We start from the raw sequence: 23,419 nt of genomic DNA, 5'->3' as shown, positions 1-23,419 counted from the left end.
TCCATTGCTGGTCGCCAGCGTCGGGCATGTCCGGTGGCCCGGGCCCGGGCGGGCGGCGTCGGGGGGCGTCGGGGGCGGAGCTGCTGCGGGCTTACTTGGCCGGGCCGACGCCGGCGTCGGCATCCTCGCGGCGGAGCTCGGCGTCGGCGGGCTGCTGGCCGGCGGGCTGTACAGCGGGCGCCGCGGCGCCGTGCCTGCGGTAGCGCCAGAGTCCGATTCCCACCACGACGGCGGCGAGGGCCAGGGAGAGCAGCAGCGATTCCCGGGTGGTGTCCAGCACCACCATGCCCACCAGCAGCGCGACGATGCTGATGATCGCCAGCCAGGTCAGGTACGGGAACAGCCACATTTTCAGCTGCAGCTCCCGCGCGGCAGTGCCCATCCGGCGGCGCAGGATCAGCTGCGAGACGGAGATGACCAGCCAGACGAACAGCGCGATGGCGCCTGAGGTGTTGACCAGGAAAAGGAACACGGTGTCCGGGGCGATGTAGTTCAGGCCCACGGTGATGAAGCCGACCACGGTCGAGGCCAGCACGGCGGCGGCCGGGACGCCGCGCTTGGAGATCCGCATCCAGGAGCGGGGTGCGTCGCCGCGGCGGGAGAGCGAGAAGAGCATGCGGCTGGCGGTGTACAGGCCCGAGTTGAGGCAGGACAGCACGGAGGTCAGCACCACGACGTCCATGATGGTGCCGGCGCCGGGGATGCCGAAGAGTTCGATCACGGCGACGTACGGGCTCTTGGCCACGGAGGCGTCGTTCCAGGGCAGCAGGGTCACGACGATGGCGATCGAGCCGATGTAAAAGACCAGGATGCGCCAGACCGTGGACTTGACGGCCTTCTTCACGGCGTCGACCGGATTCTCGGATTCGCCGGCGGCAATGGTTGCGATTTCAGCGCCGAAGAAGGAGAAGACGACCACCAGGATGCCGGCCAGCACGGCGCCCGGGCCGTTGGGCATAAAGCCGCCCTTGCCGGTCAGGTTGTCCAATCCGGGGGCCGGTACACCGGGGATGAGGCCGAGGATGGCTGCGGCGCCGAAAAGCAGGAACAGCACGATCGCGGCGACCTTGATGGAGGCGAACCAGAACTCGAACTCGCCGTAGGACTTCACCGAGCCGAGGTTTGTCAGGGTCAGGAGCACCATCAGCACCAGCGCCCACACCCACTGGTCGATGCCTGGCACCCAGCGGTGCATGATGGCCGCTCCCGCCGTGGCCTCGATGCCGAGCACGATGATCCAGAACCAGGCGTAGAGCCAGCCGATGCTGAAACCGGCCCAGCGGCCAAGTGCCTTGTCCGCGTAGGTGGAGAACGATCCGGTCTCGGGGTTGGCGGCGGCCATTTCGCCGAGCATGCGCATGACCAGGATGACCACGAGCCCTGCTGCCAGGTAGGCCACCAGGATGCCGGGGCCGGCCTGCTGGATGGCGGCGCCGGAGCCGACGAACAGCCCGGCGCCGATGACGCCGGCGATGGCGATCATGGACAAATGCCGGGGTTTCAGGGATTTGGAGAGTTGCTGGTCAGCCTGCATGAAGCGCCGTCCTTCGTGGGGTGGTGTCGGCCCGGGCACCCTGCCCGGCGATGCCTGGCGAGGATGTGCGGCGGACCACAGTGTCGTTTCACCCTAGACCGGCCCGGGGAGGCCCCGGTCTGTGCAGTCCCACAGATTACGCTGCCGCCGTTCGGGCGGAACTCCAGCGAGGAGGCCTGGTAGGCAAAGGCTGTTGCTTCACGGTCAATTCCGAAATGTGCCTGAAACCACTGTTTCAGGCCGATGCCGGCGCCAGGTGCCCGCCGTCGGCCCCGCCGTCGTTCCCTGGGGCCCGTCCTACTGGCTGGCAGTGGTTGTCGTTATGCCGGCTCATAACGACAGCCACTGAGGGCTAGATGTCCCGCTTCTTGAGCAGGACACCGGCCAGCACCACCGGGATGAGAACCCACGCTCCCAGCACCAGGGCCGCCTGCCAGGCCTCCAGGGTGTCGGGGAGGTGTTCGGCGGCGGTCATCGCCTGCACGGTGTTGCCCGGCAGGTACTTCCGCGCCTCCTCGAAGAAATCGCCGGGGATCAGCTGGAACACGATCGGAAGCACGAAGAACAGCCCCACCAGGCTCATGATGCCGCCGGCTGAGTTGCGCAGCAGCGCGCCCAGGGCCATGCCGATCGCTGCAACCGCCGCCACATAGATGCTGTTGACTAACAGGAGCTTGACCGACTGGGAGCTGGCGAGGTCCAGCGGGAGGTCATAACTGTCCAGGATCGGCAGGGACACCAGCCCGGCGAGGTACACGGACACCGCGGTGAGGACAAACGCCGTCACCACCACCACCAGCAGCTTGGCCACGAAGGCCGGCGTCCGCCTCGGCACCGCCGCGAAGGTGGAGCGGGCCATGCCGGTGGTGAACTCGGAGCTCATCAGCAGCACCCCCAGCGAGCCGAGGATCAGCTGCGCGAAGGGGATGCCGGAGGTGGGCGCGCCGAGCGCGAGTTCACTTCCCTGCGCGGCGAACGCTGCGGCGGCGCCCGGATCCGTTGCGGCAGCCCGCGAGAACTGGCCCGTTCCCCACGCGGAAAGCGCGCCGAAACCCACGAGCACCGCCGCGGTCGCGCCGAGCAGGATCAGGGTGGACAGCAGGGTGCGGAACTTGATGAATTCGGCATTGAGGACGCGCGCAAAGCTCGGGCCCGGGCCCTTGCTGAGACCGTCGCCGGGCCGGCCGGGTGCGGTGCCGGCGTGCGCCCCGCGGCCTGAGGGGGTGGGTTCGAGAGTGGTCGAGCTCATGGCTTAGTTGCCTCCGGACTGGGCGGGGGCGGGAACGCCCGTGGTGATCAGCGAGTGGTATTCGACCTCATCCTTGGTCAGCTCCATGTAGGCCTCCTCGAGGCTGGCCTGGAGCGGGGTGAGTTCGTAGATCATGACGTGGTTGTCGAGGGCGGTGCGGGCGATGTCCCGCGGCTGAAGCCCCGTGACTTCGAGGAGTTCGCTGTCCTGGACGTCCACAGCACCGCCGGCTCCGGCCAGCAGGCGCATCAGCGTCTCCGGCTGGTCGGTGCGGACCCGGGTACGGCCCTGGCCCTTGCCGGTGATGATCTCCTGGATCGGTGCGTCCGCGATGATCCGGCCGCGTCCGATCACAATCAGGTGGTCCGCGGTGACAGCCATTTCGCTCATCAGGTGGCTGGACAGGAAGACGGTGCGGCCCTCGGAGGCCAGGTACTTGACCAGGTTGCGGACCCAGACCACGCCTTCCGGGTCGAGGCCGTTGACGGGTTCGTCCAGGATGACGGTCTGCGGGTCGCCGAGCAGCGCCGCCGCGATGCCGAGGCGCTGGCCCATGCCGAGCGAGAAGCCGCCGACCTTTTTCCTGGCCACCTCGGCCAGCCCGGTCATTTCAATGACCTCGTGCACCCGCTTCTTCGGGATGCTGTGCGTCGCAGCCATGGCGAGCAGGTGGTTGTAGGCCGAGCGGCTGGTGTGCACGGCTTTGGCGTCCAGCAGGGCGCCGACGTCGCGCAGCGGCGCGTGGTGCCGGTCGAACGGCACCCCGTTGACGGTGACGGAGCCCGACGTCGGCCGGTCCAGTCCCATGATCATGCGCATGGTGGTGGACTTGCCGGCGCCGTTGGGGCCGAGGAAGCCGGTGACCCGGCCCGCTTCGACAGTGAAATTGACTCCCGCGACGGCGGTTTTTTCGCCGTACACCTTGGTCAGGCCTCGTGCTTCGATCATGGAAGCGTTCCTTTGCGTTGCGTGTGGTTGTGTACCCACCACGCTACCGATGCGGCTCCCCGGATTCGCCGCTCTCAGGGTTGATTCAGGGGTCAATCAGGGTCGTCCCGCGGGGGACCTTGGGTCAGTCCTGCGGCGTCGGCGAGTAGTAGACCAGGCCGCCGTGCTTGACCGAGAACTCCACGGCGCGGACTCCGGGCATGACTTCGCCGTCCACCGCCAGCACCATCGTGGTGCCCCCCGGCTCCACCCTGATCCGGCTGGTTTCACGCAGGTGGGTGATCCGGGATGTGGCCACGGTGCCGGTCAAGACGGCCCAGAGCAAACGCAGGCGGGCAAAGGATTCGTCTGCGGTGATCATCCGCAGGTCCAGCACGCCGTCGTCCAGCACCGGCCGGACCAGCGGCGCGTGGTCGCGGGGGTAGTAGCGGCCCCGGCCGACGTAAAGGATCCAGGCCTTGTGCCGGACGCCATCCACCACCAGGGTGCTGGGGGTGCCGGCGGCGAAGGTGCGGAACATGGCGACGACCCCGGCGAGCGGTTTCCCCAGGGCCGGCTGAAGCTGCTCGCGGCGGCGCACCAGGTTGGGGTAGAGGCCGATGCTGGCGGTGTTCAGCATGGTCAGTTCCAGCTTTTTGGGGCTGTCCGGCAGCCCCCGCTCCACCGCGACGTGGCCAAGGTCGGCCCGCGCCGCCTCCCCCTTGGCGGCGGCCTCGACGGCGGCCTGCAGGGTGGGGGTGCCGGCGTCGCGGGCGAAGTGGTTCAGGGTCCCGCCCGGCAGGACCAGGAGCGGGATGGAATGCTCGACGGCGGACGCGGCGGCGGTGCCCACGGTCCCGTCGCCGCCCCAGACGCCGAGCGCGGCGACGCCGGGGCGGGTCGCCACCGCCTCGATCGCGGCCGCCACGTCCTCGTCCGGACCGATCTCCTGTATATACGCCTTAGGGAATACTTTCTGGAGGGCGGCGGCGGTCTCTTCGGCATAGGAGCCGCCGAGCGTATTGACGGCAATGCCGAGTCCCTCGCCGTCGGGCAGCGCGGCCGCCGGCACGGGGGTGCGCCGGACCGCGGGGAACGGGGGACGGACCGGCCACCACTTCCGGGTAACGAGGGCCGACCCGGCCCCGATCGCGGAGCCGAAGAAGACGTCCGAGGGCCAGTGAGCGCCCGTGTGGACCCTGGAGTAGGCGACTCCGGCGGCGACGGGGGCCAGGGCCGCACCGAGCGCCGGGCGGACCAGCCCTACCCCCAGGGCGAAGGCCGCGGCCGAGGCGGAGTGCCCCGAGGGCATGGAGGAACTGGTGGGCTGCGGGTGCACAAAGCGGAAGACCGGGAGGTGCTCCGGCAGCGGCCGGGCCCGCGGCAGCAGGGTCTTGAAGACCACGTTGGTCACGGCGGAGGCCACGCCCTGCGCCAGGACACCGTGCAGCGCCGCACGCCGGGTCCTGCCGGGAAAGAAGGCCATTACGCCGGCAATGCCGAACCAGAGCTTGCCCTTGTTGGCGGCTGCGGAGAGCCGCCGGAAGAAGTCGTCGTGGCCCCCGCCTGGCAGCCCGGACACGGATTGAACGAGTCTGCGGTCCAGCTTCTCCAGCCGGTGCGGCGTTTTTCCCAGCATGCTTCGCATTTCCCCACCCTACTGCTCAGCTGGCGCGCAGGGGCCTCGCGGCGCCGGCGAGCAGCAGCGCCCCCAGAATCGGCACCCCGATGGCCAGCAGCGCCACGCGGATTCCGGTCAGGTCGCCAAGGTAACCCAGCAGCGGCGGCCCGGCCAGGAAGGCGAGGTAGCCGAGGGTGGACACGACCGAGACGCGGGCCGCGGCGTGCTTGGGGTCGTCGGCCGCGGCGGACATGCCCATCGGAAAGGCCAGGGCTGCCCCCACGCCCCACAGGGCGGCGCCGGCCGTGGCGAGCCAGATGTTGCCGGCGAAGACGAAGAATCCCAGCCCGGCCGCGGCGGCTGCCATGCTGCCGCGCAGCACCGCCACCCGGCCGTACACGTCGATCGCCCGCCCGCCGAAGAAGCGCATGGCCGTCATTGCCAGCACAAAGACCGCGAACAGCAGGGCTCCGGTGGACTGTTCGGCACCGAGGCCGTCCACGGCGGCCTTGGCGATCCAGTCATTGCCCGCGCCTTCGGTCAGGGTGGCGCCCAGGACGACCACACCGATCAGCAGGGTGCGGCCGTCCCGCCAGGCGGACGCGGCCCGCGCCGGCCTTGCTTCGCCGTCGGCAGGAACCGGCGCCGGGATGTGCGGCAGGAAGTAGCGCGGCGCCACCAAAGCGGCCACGACCACCACCGCGGCGATGGCCAGCAGGTGCGCCGGGAGCCCGACGCCGAGCGTGGACAGCCCCGCACCGAGAAGCGCACCCACAAAGGCGCCGCCGCTGAACGCGGCGTGGAACTGCGGCATGATGGTGCGGCCCAGCCGGTGTTCGACGTCGGCCCCCTCAATGTTCTGGGACACGTCCCAGAGGCCGATGCCGATGCCGAAGAAGAAGAGCGACACGGCGGTGCCGAGGATCGAACCGGCGTTGAGGGACAGCGCGATCCCGACACCGGCCGCCGCCGCCAGCAGGCCGGCCGCCCGGACCGTGTTGCCTGTCCCCAGCCGGCCCACCACCCAGCCCGCGGTCGGCAGCGCGATCAGCGAGCCGACGGCGACGCACAGCAGCAGGCTTCCCATCTGCCCGGAGGTGATGTGCAGGGTCTCGGTCACGGCGGGGATGCGCGCGGCCCAGCTGGCGAACACGAGGCCGTTGATCCCGAATATCAGGAAAGTCGCCGCAGCGGCGGCCTTCAGGGCCGGAGCGGTTGCGGTTCTGGTCATAGGGTCACTGCCTCCACGGAGTGTTGTGCGGGCGGGTCAGGGTCTTGCCAGACCAATCAGCGGGCCCGCTCGACGCGTTTTTCGTCCCAGACCGGCTCGGCGGATTCGTAAACCTTGCCGTCGGAACCGAAGACCAGGAAACGGTCGAAGGTGCGGGCGAACCAGCGGTCATGCGTGACGGCGAGGACCGTGCCCTCAAAGTGGTCGATGGCCCGCTCCAGCGCCTCGGCCGAGTGCAGGTCCAGGTTGTCCGTGGGCTCGTCGAGCAGGAGCAGAGTGGCGCCGGAGAGCTGGAGCAGCAGGATCTGGAACCGGGCCTGCTGGCCGCCGGAGAGGGATTCGTACTTCTGCTCGGACTGGGACGCCAGGCCGTAGCCGTCCAGCGCCCCGGCCGCCGCCTCGCGGCCCAGGCCGGAGCGGTGTTCGTCGCCGCGGTGCAGGATTTCCAGCAGGGTCTTGCCGAGCAGGTCGGGCCGGACGTGGGTCTGGGCGAAGAATCCGGGCCGAATCCGGGCGCCGAGCTTCACGGTGCCCTCGTGCGGGACTTCGGCGATTTCCACGTCGGAGACGGGCAGGTGCTCGCGTTCCGGGTCGGTGCCGCCGGTGGCGAGCAGGCGGAGGAAGTGGCTCTTGCCGGAACCGTTGGAGCCGAGTACGCCCACCCGGTCGCCGAACCAGACCTCGGTGGAGAACGGCTTCATCAGCCCGGTCAGCTCCAGCTTCTCGGCCACGATGGCGCGTTTGGCCGTGCGGCCGCCCTTGAGCCGCATCTGCACGTTCTGCTCGATCGGGAGGGCCTCGGGCGGGCCGGCCTCGAGGAATTTCGCCAGCCGGGTCTGTGCTGCGTGGTAGCGGTTGGCCATGTCGGAGCGGAACGCAGCCTTGTTCTTGTACATGTTGACGAGTTCCTTGAGCTTCACGTGCTCCTCGTCCCAGCGTTTGCGCAGCTCCTCGAAGCGGGCGTTCCGGTCCGCGCGCGCTTCGACGTAGGAGCCGAAGCCGCCGCCGTGGATCCAGGCGCCGGCGCCGTTGATGCCCGGCTCCAGGGTCACGATGCGGCCCGCGGCGTTGTTGAGCAGTTCGCGGTCGTGGCTGATGAAGAACACGGTCTTCTTGGACTCGTTGAGCTTGGCTTCGAGCCAGCGCTTGCCCGGGACGTCGAGGTAGTTGTCCGGTTCGTCGAGCAGCAGCAGCTCGTCCGGGCCGGCGAACAGCGCCTCCAGGACCAGCCGCTTCTGTTCGCCGCCGGAGAGGCTCGAGGCGGGCCGGTGCTGCGCGCGGTCGAAGGGCAGCCCGAGGGCGGCCATGCAGACCTCGTCCCAGACGGTTTCGACGTCGTAGCCGCCGGCGTCGCCCCAGTCCACGATTGCCTGCGCATACTTCATCTGGGTGGGTTCGTCGTCGTGCTCCACCATCGCCAGCTCCGCCTCGTCGACGGCGCGGGCAGCGGCGGCCAGCGCGGGCGGCGCGGCGGAAACCAGCAGGTCGCGGACGGTTGAGTCGTCGCGCACCTGGCCGACGAACTGGCGCATGATGCCCATGTTCCCCGAGCGGCCAATGACGCCTTCGTCCGGGACGAGGTCGCCGGAGATAATCCGGAACAGCGTCGTCTTGCCCGTCCCGTTGGGTCCGATCAGGGCTGTCTTGGTGCCGTCCGGGACCTTGAAGGTCACCCCGTTGAGCAGCTGGGTGCCGTCGGAGAGGAAGTAGTCGATGCCGGAAACGTCAATATGAGCCACCCGGCAATCTTCCCACGGCCTTAGCCGGCGGCGGTGAGGAACTCCTTGAGCAGCGGCCCGGAGGTGGTGGCGCCGAGGCCGCCGTCCTCCACGAACACGGCAACGGCGAGGTCACCGTGCACGGCCACGATCCAGGCGTGGGTCTTCGGCGGGTTCTCCTTGCCGAATTCGGCGGTGCCGGTCTTGGCGCCCACCGGCGCGCCGGGCACCGAGGCGAGGAAACCGGCGTGCCCGGAGGTCACGACGGCGCGCATCATGTCCGCCAGGGACGCCGCCTCCGCGGCGGTCACCGGTTTGCCGGCGGACTTCGCCGGCTCGGGCGCGGACTGCGACGGCGACGCCGTCGGACCCGCCGACGGCGTCGGGCTGCCCGTCGCCGCGGCGTTCGGGTTGAGCACGAGCTGCGCCGACACCGGCGCGCCCTTGGCCACCGACCCGGCCATCACGGCGGCGGCCAGGGGGGACATCAACACCTTGCCCTGGCCGATCATGGAGGCGGCGTGTTCCGTTCCCTCCGCCTCACCCGGGACGGAGCCAAGGAAGGCCGCAGCCCCCAGGGACGGGGCCTCCACGGCGACGCCGAGGGAGGTAGCCGCCGACTCCAGCTGGGCCTGGCTGACCTTTTCACGGGCGTTGATGAAGGCGGTGTTGCAAGAGTGCGCGAAGGCGTCGCGCAGGGTCACGGACCCCAGCGAGGAGGCGGGGTAGCCTTCGGCGTTCTTGAAGGTCCGGCCGTCCACGGCGAGGGTGGGCGGGCAGTCCACTTTGGAGTCCGGGGTCATTCCGTTGCGGAACATGGCCAGCGAGTCGACGATTTTGAAGATGGAACCCGGGGCGTACTGCCCCAGCATGGCGGTGTCGTAGCCGTTGCTTCCCGGCCCGGAGGCGGCGGCCAGGACCGCGCCGCTGGAGGGGCGGAGCGCGACGATGGCCGATGCGGGTCCCACGTCGCCCAGCACGTCCTCGGCCAGCTGCTGCAGCCGCGGGTCCAGGGTGGTTTTAAGTGCGGTTCCGGGCTTCATCGGCTCCTGGAACAGGACGCGGCGGCCTTCGTTGGGCTGGGCCCGGCGTTGCTCCGCGGTCAGGCCCTCGGTCTGGGCGAAGACCTGGATGCCGCTGGTGCCGCGGAGCTGCGCGTCGTACTGCTGCTGCAGGCCGCCGGTGCCGGTGGTGTCACCGGCCCGGAGGGCGCCGCCGGATTTTTCGATTTGTTCGGCGCTGGCCTCGGCGACGGTTCCGAGCAGGGCGCGGGCGAAGCTGCGGGTGGGCGCCAGTGGAAGCGAGTCGGCAATGGCCCGCGCCCCGGGGACCGCGGCAAGCTGGGCGTCGGTGATGGTCCGCCCGGCCTGGCGCAGGGTAATGGCGGAGACGAAGGCTTCGGGCCCGGAGGCCGTGACCTGCTTGGTGTAGGCGGCCGGGTCGACGCCCACCAGCCGGGCCAGCTTGTCCGCCGACGCGGACGGATCCGCCGAACCCAGTTGCTGCTTGTCGATGCCGACATGGACCACCGGCCGGTAGGTGACGAGCTTTGCGCCGCCGGCGCCCAGGATCTCGGCCCGCTGCGGGGACTCGGTCGAGGTGCCGAGGACTTCGGTGTCGGCGAGGCCGGGGACCAGCAGTTCCGGGCTCCAGAGAGCCTGCCACTTCCCGTCCGCCTTCTTCAGCTGCGCGGACACGGTGTATTTCCACTCGCCGGCACCGACTTTCCAGCTGTAGTCCAGCGGGACTGTGGCGGTGTCCTTTTCCAAGGTCAGCTCCCCGGCGGTCACCGCCGGTTTTGCCGGGTCGAGCGCTTTGAAAACGGCCTTGAGCCGATCATTTGCCGCACCGGAGTCCGTGCCCTCGAAGGCCACGGCGCCGACGTCCAGCGCGGCGACCGCCGCGGCCAGCTGCTTTGCAGCATCCTGCGCCCCGGACCGGCCGTCATCGCAGGCTACGAGCGAGGTGCCCAGCACCAGACCGACAAGAACTACGGACAGTTTGTGAATTTTCCCCATTGCGCCATTATGCCCCGGGGCCCGGACGGCGGCGGTGTCACGAAGCTGCCCCCTGGCTAGCCGCGGCGGATGATCCGCCGCTGTGCGGCCACGGCGATCGCCGCCGTGCGGTTGTCCACGCCCAGCTTCGCGTAAATGTGCACCAGGTGCGTCTTGACCGTCGCCTCGGAAATGAACAGCTGCCTGGCGATGGCCCGGTTTCCCAGGCCGGTGGCCAGCAGTTCGAGCAGCTGGATCTCCCGGGCGGACAGGGCCGGCTCGGGGTTGCGGATCCGGCCCAGCAGCCGCGCGGCGACCTCCGGTGCCAAGGCCGTCTGGCCGGCGGCGGCAGCGATGACCGCCTGGCGGATCTGCTCCGGCGGCGCGTCCTTGAGCATGTAGCCGCTCGCGCCCGCCTCGACCGCGGCGAGGATGTCGGCGTCGGAATCGAACGTGGTGAGCACCAGCACGGGCGGCGCCGGTGTCCCGGCCTCACCGGCCTTGATCCTGCCGGTCGCGGTGACCCCATCCATGCCGGCGCCCATCTGCAGATCCATGAGCACGACGTCGACCGGTTCGCCGAGGGTGTGCAGCCGCTTCAGAGCGGCCAGGGCCGCGGCGCCGTCGGCGGCTTCCGCTGCGACGGTGATGCCGTCGAAATCGCCCAGCATGGCCCGCAGGCCGGCCCGGACAACCGGGTGGTCATCGACCAGAAGCACACGGATTCCGTTCACAGTTCTTCCTTCCCAAGCGGCAGCCGGATGGCCACCACCGTCCCGTCACCGGGGGCGGACTCCACTTCGAGCGTCCCGGCCAGCGCGGCGACCCGCTCCCGCAGCGACTTCAGCCCGTAGCCGGAGCCGTCGGCCCGGACCCGCACCGCCGCCAGGTCGAACCCGGCGCCGTCGTCGAAAACGTCCATGGCCACCTCGGTGCCCAGAAAGGACAGTGTCACGACGGCGGTGCCGGCGTTCGCGTGGGTCCACACGTTGGCGAGGCTGGCCTGCGCCGCCCGGAGCAGGGTGGTCCGGTACGGGGCGGGGAGCTCCGCCGGGGTCCCATCGACTTCGAGGCGGCAGCGCAGGACGGTGCCGCGCGCGGCCGCCTCCCTTTCGGTGGTTTCGCAGAGCCGGCGCAGGCTGTTTACCAGCGGGCTTTGTTCCAGTTCGGGCGGCTGCAGGCCGCGGACAAAGTTGCGGGCTTCGGCCAGATTGGCCGCCGCCGTGTCCTGGACGGTCCGGAGCCGCGTCCGGGCCAGTTCCGTGTCCCCGGCGTCCAGCGCCCGTTCGGCCGACCGGCCCATCAGCACGATGCTGGAGAATCCCTGGGCCAGGGTGTCGTGGATTTCCCGGGCCAGCCGGGTCCGTTCCGCCAGGGTCCCGGCCTCGTGCTGGCTGCGCGCCAGTTCGGCGCGGGTGCGGCGGAGCTCGTCGGCCGCCCGCCGCTGGTTCTCCGCCTCAAGGTACAGCGCACGGTAGGCCAGGCCGGTGACGACCGCGAACGCCGCCCCGAAGGCGGGGCCAAGCACCATCGGCAGCTGCGGCGCGCTCCCGGCCGGGCCACCGTTGTGGAACCACAACGCCGTGATCACCAGCAGCGTGCTGGCCCCGATCGCCGCCAGTGCCGGACCCCGGGGCAGCAGGTGCAGCTGCAGGAAAAACAGCGGGAAGGCCAGCCAGACGAAGTCCGCGCTGCCCCAGACCAGCAGCAGCCAGAGCAGACAGACCACGCCTAGCCACGACACCGAAAAGCGGCGTGGATCGAAGCGTCCGGGCCGGGCGGAGTGACGCTTCTCGAGCACCGTGCCGGCCAGGTAGACGGCGGCGAGGCACAGGGCCAGGACCAGCTGCAGCCAGCCCGCGCCGTGGACCCCGGCGGCCAGCAGCCGCACCAGCGCCACGAGCAGCAGCACGGCGAATCCCACGTGCAGGCTGACCCGCAGGACCCGCAGGACCACTGCGGCGCCGGTGGAGTCCTCCGCCGCCGCGCCGCTTCTGCCGTCCATGGCTTCAGCCTAGCGCCGGCGTGCGCCCAAAAACCGAGAAATACCCCGGCAGCGCGGCCCCGGCGTTGAGGATCAACCGTTTGGTTGACCGGCGGCTCAACCCGACGGGCGCGGCGGACCATCCGAAGCCCCGATGGCACGGCAGGCCCGCGGCGCGAGAGTGGAAGGGAGCCCAACCACCACCGACAAAGGACACCCATGTTTCTCGCCATCCGCGATATCCGCTTCGCCAAGGGCCGGTTCGCCCTGATGGGCGGCGTCGTCGCCCTCATCACCCTGCTGCTGGTGATGCTCTCCGGACTCACCGCTGGCCTCGGCAACCAGTCGACCTCCGCCATCGCGGCGCTGCCCGCGGACCGGCTGGTCTTCGGCGCCCCCGCCGGCAGCAGTCCCGAGGCCTCCTTCACCGAATCCGAGGTCACCGGCGCGCAGGTGGCCGCGTGGTCGGTCCGTGAGGGCGTCGGAACAGCGGAGGCACTGGGCGTCAGCCAGGGCCGGCTGCAGGCCCTGGGCGACGGGGGAGTCCCTGCCGGCACCGCCAACGTAGCCGTCTTCGGCGCCGGGTCAGGGAGCCGCCTGGCACCGGCGCCGGTGGCTGAGGGCACCGTGGTGGTCGGGGACGCGACCGCCCAGGACCTCGACCTCGCTGTCGGCAGCCGGGTGGCGGTGGGCGGCACCGAACTGGCCGTCTCCGCCGTGGTTCCGGAGCAGTGGTACTCGCACACCGGCGTCGTGTGGACCACCCTGGGCGACTGGCGGAAGCTGGCCCATCTTGCCGGAAGTGACGCGGTCGCGACGGTGGCCGCGGTGAGTTTCGAAGACGGCGCCGGAGTCGACGTCGCGGCGGCCGACCGGGCGGCCGGAACCGTCAGCGCCAGCCGGGAGGGCTCCTTCCAGGCTCTCGGCTCCTACCGCAGCGAGAACGGTTCGCTCCTGCTGATGCAGGCCTTCCTCTACGGCATCTCCGCGCTGGTGATTGTGGCGTTCCTGACCGTCTGGACCGTGCAGCGCACACGGGACATTGCCGTACTCAAGGCGATGGGCGGCTCCTCTGACTACGTACTCAAGGACGCCATGGTGCAGGCTGCGGTCGTCCTCGTCGCCGGGGCGGCCGCCGGAGGCACGGCGGGCGTTCTCGGCGGCCTGCTTGCCGCCCGGGCCGCTCCGTTCCTCACCACCCCGCAGACCACCCTGTTGCCGGTAGCCGGGATTGTTGCCCTGGGCCTGGCCGGGGCTGCCCTGGCCGTGCGGGGCATTACGCGCGTCGATCCGCTGCTGGCGCTCGGCGGCAACTGACCAGGCCGCTTGAACTATCAACACTGAACATTCCCTGAAAGGCATATACATGGAATCCGCCCTACAACTCAGTAACGTGACGCTCGAATATCCCGATGGCGACGGAACGCTCCGCGCCCTGGACGACGTGAGCCTGGAACTCCGCCGGGGCGAATTCGTCTCCCTGGTGGGGCCGTCCGGGTCCGGAAAGTCCTCCCTGCTGGCCGTTGCCGCCACCCTGGTCCGGCCCACCTCCGGCTCGGTCCTGGTCACAGGCAAAGAGACCGGTTCCCTCCCGGAGGCCCGGCGGACGGCGCTGCGCCGGGACAGCATCGGGATCATCTTTCAGCAACCGAACCTGCTGCCGTCCCTGACGGCGGTCGAGCAACTCGTCATCGCCGCCCATCTGCGGTCCGAGCCGCTTCGCGAGGCGCGAGGCAAAGCCGCAGCGCTGCTGGGACGCGTTGGCCTCGGGTCCATGCTGGACAAGCGACCGCACCAGCTCTCCGGCGGGCAGCGCCAGCGGGTGAACATTGCAAGGGCGCTGATGGCCAGCCCGGCGGTCCTCCTGGTCGACGAGCCGACGGCGGCGCTGGACTACACGCGGAGCGAGGAGATCGTCCGGCTGCTCCGCCAGGTGACAGACGAGTTCGGTGTGGCCACCCTGATGGTCACGCACGACACCGGGTTGGTGTCCTTTACCGATGCGGTGGCAAGGATGCGCGACGGCCGTCTTTCGGCGGCGGAAACCCTCGTGCCGGCGACCTAGGGGCCGAGGCTGGGGACCGGGAGCCCGAACATGTCTTTTAAGGCATATCTTGCGGCATGGAAGCCTGGCATACCGGTAACCCCCGGCCCGGGCGGGGTCGAAGACGAGCACAGATACACGCCCGAAAGCGGGGTCCGCCACGGCACGGGACTCAGCACCGGCCGCCGGAGCAGGCCGCGCAGGTCCATCACTCCGGCGCTGAAGTCTCCGCCGACGTAGTTCGCGTTGTACTCCCCAAGTTCCGCCGCCGTCGTCACCCGGTAATCGACCACCAGCTCCCGGAACCCCGGTGCGAAGCGTTCCAGCTGGGCCATAACGGCCCCGCCCATGTCCACCGTGGACCCGGCCGGCACGTGGCAGTAGGTCCAGAGGATCTGCCGGCCCGCCGGCGCGCGGGAGGGATCGAACCGGGACGGCTGGGAAACCAGGACGTAGGGCCGCTCCGGGTGCCGGCCGGCGGCGACGAGGCGCTCCGCCTCGGCGGTCTCGGCACGCGTTCCGCCCACGTGCACGGTCCCGGCCCCGGCGAGTTCCGGAGCCGTCCACGGCACCGGGCCGGACAGAATGAAATCAACCTTGCAGGCGCCGTTGCCGAAGCGGAACGACTCGAGTGCGCGGGTGTAGCCGGCCGGAAGGCGGCCGCCGGCGATCCGCAGCAGTCCGGGCGGCGCCACGTCCAGCAGGGTGGCCCGGACCGGCGGAAGGTCGGCCAACGAGTCAATCCGCACCCCGGTCTGCACCACGCCGCCGTGGGCTTCGATGTCCGCCACCATCGCCCTGGCGATCGCGGCGGAGCCGCCCACCGGGATGGGCCAGCCGCCGGCGTGCCCGAGGGCCCCCAGCATCAGGCCCGCCCCTGCGGCGGGCAGCGTCGGCAGCGGGGCCACGGCGTGCGCGGCCACCCCGGTCAGCAGGGCCGGGGCCAGTTCCTCCCGGAACCTCGCGCCCCACAACCGGGTGCCCTGCTCCAAGGTCCGCAGCCCGAAGATGGCGGCCGCCAGCGGCCGCCGCGGCACCCGGAGCAGCTGGTTCAAGGTCAGGTCGGCAACGCCCTCCATCCGGTCCACCAGGGGCGACATGAGCCGGCGGTAGGCGTCGCCGTCGCGCCCCAGGGCCGCGGCTGTGCGCTCCAGCGAGCGGTAGCCCAGCGCCGCCCGGCCGCCATCCAGCGGGGCACCGTGGGAGAGTTCGGGGACCTCCAGCCGGATCCGCCGGGACAGCCCGAACTCCCGGAAAAAGGGTGACGCCAGGACCATCGGGTGCACCGCTGAGCACACGTCGTGGAGGTATCCCGGCTCGATCAGCTCCGTGGTCCGCAGGCCCCCGCCCGCGGACCCGGCCGCCTCGTAAACGTGCACCGCCAGCCCGGCCCTGGCCATGGTCACCGCAGCCGCCAGCCCGTTCGGACCGGACCCGACGACGGCTACATCAGGCACGGGAATCGATCCCCGTGTGGACGCGCCGCCATGGCAGCACAGAAGCTGCCGGCCGCCGCAGGTTCAGCCGCAACCAGTCCGCGGCGCCGTCGAACGGGCCACCGTGCGGGTCGTCCACACCGCCCCGGCGTACAACGTCGTAGCCCGGGGCGCAGATGTCCCACACCACACGCGCCATCAGATAGCCGGTGGCGAGCATGTGGGCCACGACGGCGAGGACGTAGTAGGGCATGTCGATGTTGTGCTGGGTGGGACCTCCGCTGGTCACCTGGCCGAGGTACATCCAGATGGCCGCCCAGTGCAGGCCCTCAATGGCCTGCCAGAGAAGGAAGTCCCGCCACCTGGGCCGGGCCAGGGCCAGCAGCGGGATCAGCCAGATCACGAACTGCGGCGAATACACCTTGTTGGTGAGGATAAAGGCGGCCACGATCAGGAACGCCAGCTGGGCGAGCCGCGGCCTCCGCGGTGCCGCGAGGGTGAGGGCGGCGATCAGCACGCAGGCCAGCAGGAAAAGGTTCAGGGCCAGGCCGTTGATCACCTCGGCTTCCAGCGGCTTCCAGCCCAGCCGGCCGGCAACGAGGTTGTACGCGAACCAAGGGGAGCTGTAGCCCGCCGGGCGTGACTCGGTGAACTGGTAGAAGTACTTCCAGCCGGCCGGGTCGCCGGTGGCTGCCGGGAGGTTCACGGCCAGCCAGGTCGCGGCGGCGGCGCCGGCGGTGACCAGGAAGGTGCGGATCTTGCCGGTCCGGAGGGCCAGGACCAGGACTGCGCCGAGGATAAGCAGCGGGTAGAGCTTGGTCGCGGTGCCGAGGCCGATGAACAGGCCCGCGAGGAGCAGCTTGTTCCTCGAGAAGAAATACATCCCCAGGGCCAGCAGCGCGACGGCCCACATGTCCCAGTTGATGAAGCCGGCGAGGACGATGCCCGGGGCGAGGGCCACCATGGCGGCGTCCCAGGACCGGCGGCGCGCGGTCCGCGCGGTGGCCAGCACGGTGACGATCCAGACCGCGGCGACCAGGGTGGCGTTGACGTCGAAATAGGCCAGGACGCGGGCGTTGCTCACGCCGTGCCCGGGGACCAGCAGCGCCGTGGCACCGGCGATGAGACCCATCAGGACGGGGTACTCGAAGAAGCTGCCCGCGGTGAGGAACGGGAAGGCGCCGTCGCCCAGGCCGCGGTTCCTGAACAGTTCAGGAAAGTCCGAGTAGCAGGTGGCATAGAACTGACCGGGGGACTCCCAGCCCTTGCTGCGGCAGTAGTTCTTCAGCAGGATCCCCATCAGGGCAGCCAGGACAGTAAGCAGGACCAGGACCCGTTCCACCGTGAAGAATCCGGGGGAGACGATGCCGGGGGCGGTGCGGCGGCCCAGCGGGCCCCCGACGAGTTCGGTGAAATTCCGCAGCAGCAGGTCGCTGCGGCTTGGCACTACCAGTCGGGTCCGCTTGCGGTTCTCCGGCGGCATTGTCTCCTGCATGCCTTGAGCTTACCGGGGCCGCAGCGCTCCGCGGTGGCGGGCCCCAGGGGAAGGTGACAGGGGACGGGGACAGAGGGCGGGGACCGGCGGAAGGCGCGGTGGTGAGGGGCGGTTAAAACAAGCAGCCCACGCGTTGCCGCGTGGGCTGCTTGGGGATCGGTTCCAATGGTCCTCATCAGTTCCTCCTTCGCTGGGCATGAATTCCGCCGTGGCCTGGACCGAGGCGCCGCCGCGTCAGCGGAGGAGTCCCATCTGGTGCATGGCAAGGAAGATGTCTTCGCGCCGCTGCTCAAGCAGCTGGGCGTTGAAGCGCGTCTTGTCCTTGCGCACGGGCTGTGAGTTGAAGATCAGCACGTCCTGTAGTTTCCGGATCATGGTGGTCACCTCCCCTCGGGGGTGCTGGAAGGAACGGTGGTTTCGGAGGCCCCGCCGGGTGGCGGTGCGGCTAATGGGGCTCGGAGCAAGAGTCACAAGGGACCTTTCGTAGTTGTGGAAATGAAAAGTAATTGGGTACGACAATTAGGGCCCCTGAAAATGAATGAATAAAGCCCTAATTAGGCATGGAAATGCCCGGTGCTAATCGGGTGGTGATGAAAAGGCAAAAAATGGCCCCGGACGCGTCGCGCCGCAACCCCAACAAGAAGCTGGGTTCCGAACTATGGGGGTACTGCGCAACCGCGTGGTTCCGCTGGGTCAGACGTTCCGTGATGGTTGCCCTGCGGGACAACCTGGCAATCTTCCGGTTCCGGCGTCAGGCCGGGAGCGGAGGAGCTATCAGGCGGACAGTCCGACGTTCGGGCGCGCGGCAGCGACGGAGGCCGGGTTTGCGGTGAGGGTGTACATCCATCCGCTAGTCAAAGTAATCATTTTTCCCAACCTCCTTTTCTGTTCTGCCGTGGCTCCGGCTGACTGGCCGGGTGACGCGCGCCGTGACCCCGGCAGGTCGCTCTGGGGTCAGAAATAAAAATACACCATGAATGCGGCGGCTGGCCACCGAATTCATAAACTTTTGCCGAAAAACTTTCCGCAGCGGTATTTAGGCGGTGTTTATAGGCCCCAACGCACGACGGCGGGGGTCTTCTTGTCCCAGCCGAGCGTGCATACTTTCGCGGTGCCGAGCACGAAGTGGCGGCCTTCGTGGGCGTCGAGCCCAAGCCACCGGGCGGTGAGGATGCGGGAGAAATGGCCGTGCGCCACGATCAGGACGTTGTCCAGGCCTGACTCGAGGACCCGGGCCACGATTTTATCGGCGCGGGCGGCAACGTCGTCGAGGGCTTCCCCGTTGGGCACGCCGTGGGTCCAGATCAGGTAGTCGGGGTTGTCCTTGCGGATCAGGTCCGAACTGATGCCCTCGTACTCGCCGTAATCCCATTCCACCGCCAGGGGTTCCTGTTGCGCGTCGGGGAAGCCGGCCAACTCCGCGGTCCGGCGTGCCCGGCGCAGCGGGGAGGTCAGCACGAGGTCGAAGTCGACGGCGTCGAGTACCTTCCGTGCCTCCACAGCCTGCTGCTCGCCTTCCACCGTGAGCGGCAGGTCGGTCAGGCCGGTGTACTGGCCGCTCTTGGACCATTCCGTTTCACCGTGGCGCAGGATCCAGAGCTGGGGACGGGGACCGTTGGAAGGTGCAATCACTTAGGACTCCTCAGTTGGGGAAACGTCAACGGCGGCGGCTTCCGGCTGCGCCGCCCACCATTCGTGCAGCTTGGCCTCGGCCACGGCTGGCTCCAGCGGTCCGTGTTCCATCCGCTCTTCCAGCAGGAACTTGTAGGCCCGCCCCACCACCGGACCGGGTTTGAGCCCCAGCAACGCCATGATCCGGCCGCCGTCGAGGTCGGGGCGGACGGCGTCGAGCGACTCCTGCTCGCGCAGCGCAGCGATCCGCGCCTCGAGGTCGTCATAGGCAAAGGCGAGGCGCTCAGCCTTGCGCTGGTTGCGGGTGGTCACGTCCGAGCGGGTCAGCCGGTGCAGGCGCTCCAGCAGCGGCCCGGCGTCGGTGACGTAGCGGCGGACCGCCGAGTCGCTCCAGCCCGCGTCGCCGTAGCCGTAAAAGCGCATGTGCAGCTCCACCAGCTTGGCCACGGCCTTGATCGTGTCATTGTCGAAGCGGAGCGCCTTCATCCGCTTCGATGTGAGCTTGGAGCCCACCATGTCGTGGTGGCGGAAGCTCACCGCGCCGCCGGGCTCGAAGCGGCGCGTGGCGGGCTTGCCGACGTCGTGCATCAGGGCAGCGAACCGCAGCACAAAGTCCGGCCCGGGCACCGGGCCGTCCGCGTCGGTTTCCAGCGCGGCGGCCTGTTCCAGGACCTGCAGCGAGTGCTGGTAGACGTCCTTGTGGCGGTGGTGCTCGTCGGACTCAAGGCGCAGGGCGGACACTTCGGGCAGCACGAACTCGGCAAGCCCCGTCTCGACCAGGAGGTCCACACCGGTCCGGGGCCGGACGGCGCAGATCAGCTTGACCAGTTCGTCGCGCACACGCTCGGCGGAGATGATCTTGATCCGCTCGGCCATTTTCGTCATGGCCTGGCGCACGTCCGGGTGCACCGACACGCCCAGCTGGGAAGCGAAGCGCGCTGCGCGCATCATCCGCAGCGGATCGTCGGAGAAAGAGTCCTCCGGGGAGCCGGGGGTGGCGAGCGTGGACGAGTGCAGGTCCCGGACGCCGCCGAACGGGTCCACCAGTTCCAACGCCGGCAGCCGCAGGGCCATGGCGTTAATCGTGAAGTCCCGGCGTAGCAGATCATCGGTGAGCGAGGTTCCGAACGCCACGACGGGCTTGCGTGATTCCGGATCGTAGGCCTCGGCCCGGTAGGTGGTGATCTCGATCTGGAACCCGGCCTTGCGCATGCCGATCGTTCCGAAGGCGCGCCCGATCTCCCAGTAGTTGTCGGCCCATTTTTTGATCAGTGCCACCGTCTGGTCCGGCGTCGCGTCGGTGGTGAAGTCCAGGTCCGGCGATACCCGGCCGAGGAAGAGGTCACGCACCGGTCCGCCGACGAGCGAGAGTTCATGACCGGCGTCGACGAAGCGCTGCCCAAGCTCGAGGACCACCGGGTCTACCTGGAAGTCGACGGTGTGGGAGTCAGTCTGGTGATGTGCGTGCGCCATAGTCTCTTAAGCTTGTCAGAAATCCCGGCCAGCACCACACCATGGCGGTGCACGGACCGCCGGTGCCCGCGGCGCGGAGGGGAAGGGCCGCCGATCCAGTTTTCCGCCCGGCCACTTTCCTGTCATGTTTAGGTCATCAAGTCCGGGCAAGAGTCGTTAGAGTGGACTTCATGGCCCATCCCGTACCGAGCGCTCCCGGCAGGAGGACAAACGCACCGTTGCCCTCGGCAATCGGTGCCAACGTCGCGCCCGCGCAGCACCCGGGACAGGCGTCGCTGCCGACCGTCGAGGAAGTCTCCGCCGGCGGCGTGGTGGTGGATACCTCCGACGCCGAACTGCGGGTCGCCATCATTGCCCGCCTCAACCGGGGCGGACGCCTTGAGTGGTGCCTGCCCAAAGGCCACCCGGAAGGCAAGGAAAGCAACGAGGAAGCCGCCGTCCGTGAAATCGCGGAGGAAACCGGGATCGAAGGCAAGATCCTCGCGCCGCTTGGCAGCATCGATTACTGGTTCACCGTCAGCGGACACCGCGTCCATAAGACCGTCCACCACTATCTTCTGCAGTCCACCGGCGGGGAACTGACCATCGAGAATGACCCGGACCAGGAAGCGGTGGACGTCGCCTGGGTGCCCATCCACGAACTCGCCCGCAAGCTCTCCTTCCCGAATGAGCGCCGCATCGCGGACCTTGCCCGGGAAGTCCTGCCCGAACACCGCTGAGGCCGCCGCCGGCGGTGCCCGGCAGGCGGTCCGCGCCGTCGGACTCCGCGCCGTCCCGCTGCCCGGATGGCGCACAAAGTCGCGCCCGGGTGAGACGATGAAGATAATGTCTGCCGCCAAGCCCCGATCAGCAAAGCCCGCCCCCTCCGGGAACGACGACCCCCAGGACGCCCATTCCGGAGAGGCGCGTTCCAGCGCCGTCATGGCCGCCGGAACCCTGGTGTCGCGCTTCCTGGGCTTCGGAAAAACCTGGATGCTGGGAGCCGCCCTGGGCCTCGGCTCCACGGTGACAGACACCTTCATCAACGCCAACAACCTGCCGAACCTGATCTTCCTGCTGGTGGCCGGCGGCGTGTTCAATGCCGTTCTGGTGCCCCAGATCATCAAGGCCAGCAAGGCACCGGACCGTGGCGCGGATTACATCAGCCGGCTGCTGACCCTGGCCGTTGTCGTGCTGCTCTCACTCACCCTGCTGGTGACCCTGCTGGCGCCCTGGGTGATCGAATTGACCACGCAGGGCTATTCGCCGGCGCAGAAATCGCTGGCCGTGGCCTTTGCATTCTGGTGCCTGCCGCAGATCTTCTTCTACGGCCTGTACGCCCTGCTCACCCAGGTCCTGAACGCGAACGGCGCCTTCGGGCCGGCCATGTGGGCACCCATCCTGAACAATATTGTCGCGATTGCCGGCCTGGGCATGTTCATCGGAATCCTGGGCGCCAACGCCAGCAACCCGCACACGCTCGACAACTGGGGCTCATTCCAGACCTTCCTGGTGGCGGGGTTCTCTACGATCGGGGTGGTGGCGCAGACGGCCATCCTGCTGGTTCCGGTCTTCCGGCTGCGGCTGGGCCTGCGCCCGCGGTTCGGCTGGCGCGGGGTGGGCCTGGGGCAGGCGGCGAAGCTGAGCGTGTGGACCCTGGCCACCGCTGCCGTGGGGCAGCTGGCATTCCTCTACGTCATGCGCATCGCCACGATCCCTGGGGCCGAGCGCCTCCGGCTCGAACGCGCAGGAGAGCACGCCGCGGCGGCCACCCTGCCCGGCAACGCCGTGCTGGAAGTGGCCAGCCAGCTGTACCTGCTCCCGCACTCCATCATTGCCCTGTCGCTGGCCACCGTGCTGTTTAACCGTATGACCCGTGCCTCCCAGGACGGCAACCGGGCCGAGCTGCGCAGGGCGCTGTCGCACGGCCTGCGCACCATGGCCGTCGCCACGGTATTCGGTGCCCTGGCGCTCTTCGCCCTCGCGGGACCGCTGGGCATGTTCTTCTCGGGCGGGCAAAAGCAAGACGGCGTGATGCTCGCCCAGACGCTGACCATCCTGGCGTTGAGCACACCGTTCATGAGCGCGAATTTCATGATGTCCAGGGTTTTCTATGCCAACGAGGATGCCCGGACCCCCTTCTTCATCCAGCTGGTGCTGGCTTTCGTCAACGTGGTGGCGGCCTTCTTCATCCAGTTCCTTCCCTTTGACCAGATCATCTTCGCGATCGCGATTCTTTACACCGGCGGCAACATCCTCTCCGTGATGGTCAGTGCGTTCTTCCTCCGCCGCCTGCTCGGCCACCTGGACGGGCCGCGCGTGGCCAGCTCCTACATCCGGATGGGTTACGCGGCGCTCGGTTCGGCCGTGGCCGGCGCCGGCGCACTATGGCTGATGGGCAGCTACCAGTCCGACGGCTTCGCCTGGAGCAGCCGTCCCGCCGCCCTGGTGACGGTCGTCGTCGTCGGGCCCGTGATGCTCGCCATCTACCTGGTCCTGCTGAAGGTCCTCCGGGTTACCGAACTCCAGGACCTGCTCCAGCCGCTGCTGGGACGCCTGCGCCGCACCCCCGCCGCCCCGGGGCCGGAAGCCGCTCCCGGAGCCGGCGGCGCTGACGCTGCCGCTCCCGAGGTTCAGGCAGCGGCCCGCCCGACGCCGGAGCGCGCCACCACGTCGGTGGACACCGGCCTGATTCCCCGCATCTCTGGCGAGTTCGACGCCGCTTCCTTCCGTGCGGGCCCGGACCTGGGCCGGCAGGACGCCCAGGGCTGGGCGGCCGACGGCGGGTACCTCCCCGAAGAGGAGCTGCCCGGCACCGCTCAGGGCAGCCAGGGCCGCGGCGAGATTCCGTTGCCGGGGCGCCGGACGTACCAGGGCCAGGCCGGCCACAATCCTTACTTCCCGTTCGACCGCCGCAGGAAAAAATGACGTGCGTCCGGTTCGCGATGCCTTAGGTCACGTGGCGCAGAGACTGCATCAGCTAGGATCGAAGACTAACAAGGGGAGTTGCAGACCAGGGGTCAACCGGCTTTACCGGGGGCCTTGAGTGACTGACGAAGTCATCGAGGCCGGCAGTTCCCGGACAGCCTAGGAGGAGCC

Annotated in this window: 18 protein-coding genes; 4 read left to right on the top strand and 14 right to left on the bottom strand. The window is 69.2% G+C overall.

Annotated features, from left to right (window positions below; all coding sequences use genetic code 11):
* Positions 1-91: 91 nt before the first annotated feature.
* From ABIN76_RS05815 to ABIN76_RS05775, 9 genes are all read right to left on the bottom strand, one after another.
* The gene (locus tag ABIN76_RS05815) at positions 92-1,534 is read right to left on the bottom strand and encodes an amino acid permease (protein WP_346958773.1); all 1,443 of its coding nucleotides are present in this window, start codon (positions 1,532-1,534) and stop codon (positions 92-94) included.
* A gap of 352 nt (positions 1,535-1,886) precedes the next feature.
* Positions 1,887-2,783 (bottom strand): ABC transporter permease, encoded by an 897-nt coding sequence (locus ABIN76_RS05810; RefSeq protein WP_346958772.1) that lies wholly within the window; start codon positions 2,781-2,783, stop codon positions 1,887-1,889.
* A 3-nt stretch (positions 2,784-2,786) separates the two neighbouring features.
* Positions 2,787-3,731: an ABC transporter ATP-binding protein gene (locus ABIN76_RS05805; protein WP_346958771.1), complete on the bottom strand. Its 945-nt coding sequence runs from the start codon at positions 3,729-3,731 to the stop codon at positions 2,787-2,789.
* A gap of 124 nt (positions 3,732-3,855) precedes the next feature.
* Complete coding sequence (locus ABIN76_RS05800) at positions 3,856-5,358, bottom strand: phosphatase PAP2 family protein (protein ID WP_346958770.1); 1,503 nt, start codon at positions 5,356-5,358, stop codon at positions 3,856-3,858.
* A 16-nt stretch (positions 5,359-5,374) separates the two neighbouring features.
* Positions 5,375-6,562, bottom strand: coding sequence for an MFS transporter (locus ABIN76_RS05795; RefSeq protein WP_346958769.1), 1,188 nt, complete (start codon positions 6,560-6,562; stop codon positions 5,375-5,377).
* A gap of 56 nt (positions 6,563-6,618) precedes the next feature.
* Positions 6,619-8,301: an ATP-binding cassette domain-containing protein gene (locus ABIN76_RS05790; RefSeq protein WP_346958768.1), complete on the bottom strand. Its 1,683-nt coding sequence runs from the start codon at positions 8,299-8,301 to the stop codon at positions 6,619-6,621.
* A gap of 20 nt (positions 8,302-8,321) precedes the next feature.
* Positions 8,322-10,298: a penicillin-binding transpeptidase domain-containing protein gene (locus ABIN76_RS05785; protein ID WP_346958767.1), complete on the bottom strand. Its 1,977-nt coding sequence runs from the start codon at positions 10,296-10,298 to the stop codon at positions 8,322-8,324.
* A 56-nt stretch (positions 10,299-10,354) separates the two neighbouring features.
* Positions 10,355-11,011: a response regulator transcription factor gene (locus ABIN76_RS05780; protein ID WP_346958766.1), complete on the bottom strand. Its 657-nt coding sequence runs from the start codon at positions 11,009-11,011 to the stop codon at positions 10,355-10,357.
* The gene (locus ABIN76_RS05775; RefSeq protein WP_346958765.1) at positions 11,008-12,282 is read right to left on the bottom strand and encodes a sensor histidine kinase; all 1,275 of its coding nucleotides are present in this window, start codon (positions 12,280-12,282) and stop codon (positions 11,008-11,010) included. Before ABIN76_RS05775 ends, ABIN76_RS05780 begins: the two co-directional genes overlap by 4 nt.
* A gap of 198 nt (positions 12,283-12,480) precedes the next feature.
* Between ABIN76_RS05775 and ABIN76_RS05770 the strand changes: the two genes are divergently transcribed.
* Together ABIN76_RS05770 and ABIN76_RS05765 are read left to right on the top strand one after the other, a co-directional pair.
* Positions 12,481-13,578, top strand: a complete 1,098-nt coding sequence (locus tag ABIN76_RS05770) for an ABC transporter permease (RefSeq protein WP_346958764.1) — start codon at positions 12,481-12,483, stop codon at positions 13,576-13,578.
* Between the two features lie 49 nt (positions 13,579-13,627).
* A complete protein-coding gene (locus ABIN76_RS05765; protein ID WP_346958763.1) occupies positions 13,628-14,326 on the top strand; it encodes an ABC transporter ATP-binding protein in 699 nt (232 codons plus the stop codon).
* On the opposite strand, the gene ABIN76_RS05760 is transcribed toward ABIN76_RS05765, so the two are convergent.
* From ABIN76_RS05760 to ABIN76_RS05740, 5 genes are all read right to left on the bottom strand, one after another.
* Positions 14,323-15,762: an NAD(P)/FAD-dependent oxidoreductase gene (locus ABIN76_RS05760; RefSeq protein WP_346958762.1), complete on the bottom strand. Its 1,440-nt coding sequence runs from the start codon at positions 15,760-15,762 to the stop codon at positions 14,323-14,325. The genes ABIN76_RS05765 and ABIN76_RS05760 overlap by 4 nt on opposite strands.
* Complete coding sequence (locus ABIN76_RS05755; RefSeq protein ID WP_346958761.1) at positions 15,755-17,236, bottom strand: glycosyltransferase 87 family protein; 1,482 nt, start codon at positions 17,234-17,236, stop codon at positions 15,755-15,757. Before ABIN76_RS05755 ends, ABIN76_RS05760 begins: the two co-directional genes overlap by 8 nt.
* A 234-nt stretch (positions 17,237-17,470) precedes the next feature.
* On the bottom strand, positions 17,471-17,611 hold the full coding sequence (locus ABIN76_RS05750) for a hypothetical protein (RefSeq protein ID WP_346958760.1): 141 nt from the start codon (positions 17,609-17,611) through the stop codon (positions 17,471-17,473).
* Positions 17,612-18,283: 672 nt separating this feature from the next.
* Positions 18,284-18,868, bottom strand: a complete 585-nt coding sequence (locus ABIN76_RS05745; RefSeq protein WP_346958759.1) for a histidine phosphatase family protein — start codon at positions 18,866-18,868, stop codon at positions 18,284-18,286.
* Positions 18,869-20,341: a CCA tRNA nucleotidyltransferase gene (locus tag ABIN76_RS05740; protein WP_346958758.1), complete on the bottom strand. Its 1,473-nt coding sequence runs from the start codon at positions 20,339-20,341 to the stop codon at positions 18,869-18,871. It lies immediately after the preceding gene.
* A gap of 170 nt (positions 20,342-20,511) precedes the next feature.
* Here ABIN76_RS05740 and ABIN76_RS05735 point away from each other — a divergent pair, with 170 nt between their 5' ends.
* Positions 20,512-21,060, top strand: coding sequence for an NUDIX hydrolase (locus tag ABIN76_RS05735; protein WP_346958757.1), 549 nt, complete (start codon positions 20,512-20,514; stop codon positions 21,058-21,060).
* A gap of 97 nt (positions 21,061-21,157) precedes the next feature.
* Positions 21,158-23,248, top strand: a complete 2,091-nt coding sequence (gene murJ, locus ABIN76_RS05730) for a murein biosynthesis integral membrane protein MurJ (protein ID WP_346958924.1) — start codon at positions 21,158-21,160, stop codon at positions 23,246-23,248.
* Positions 23,249-23,419: the final 171 nt, after the last annotated feature.

Origin of the sequence: uncultured Arthrobacter sp. (genome assembly GCF_964021775.1) — a bacterium.
GTDB lineage: Bacteria > Actinomycetota > Actinomycetes > Actinomycetales > Micrococcaceae > Arthrobacter.
This window is presented reverse-complemented; position numbering and strand designations above follow the sequence as displayed.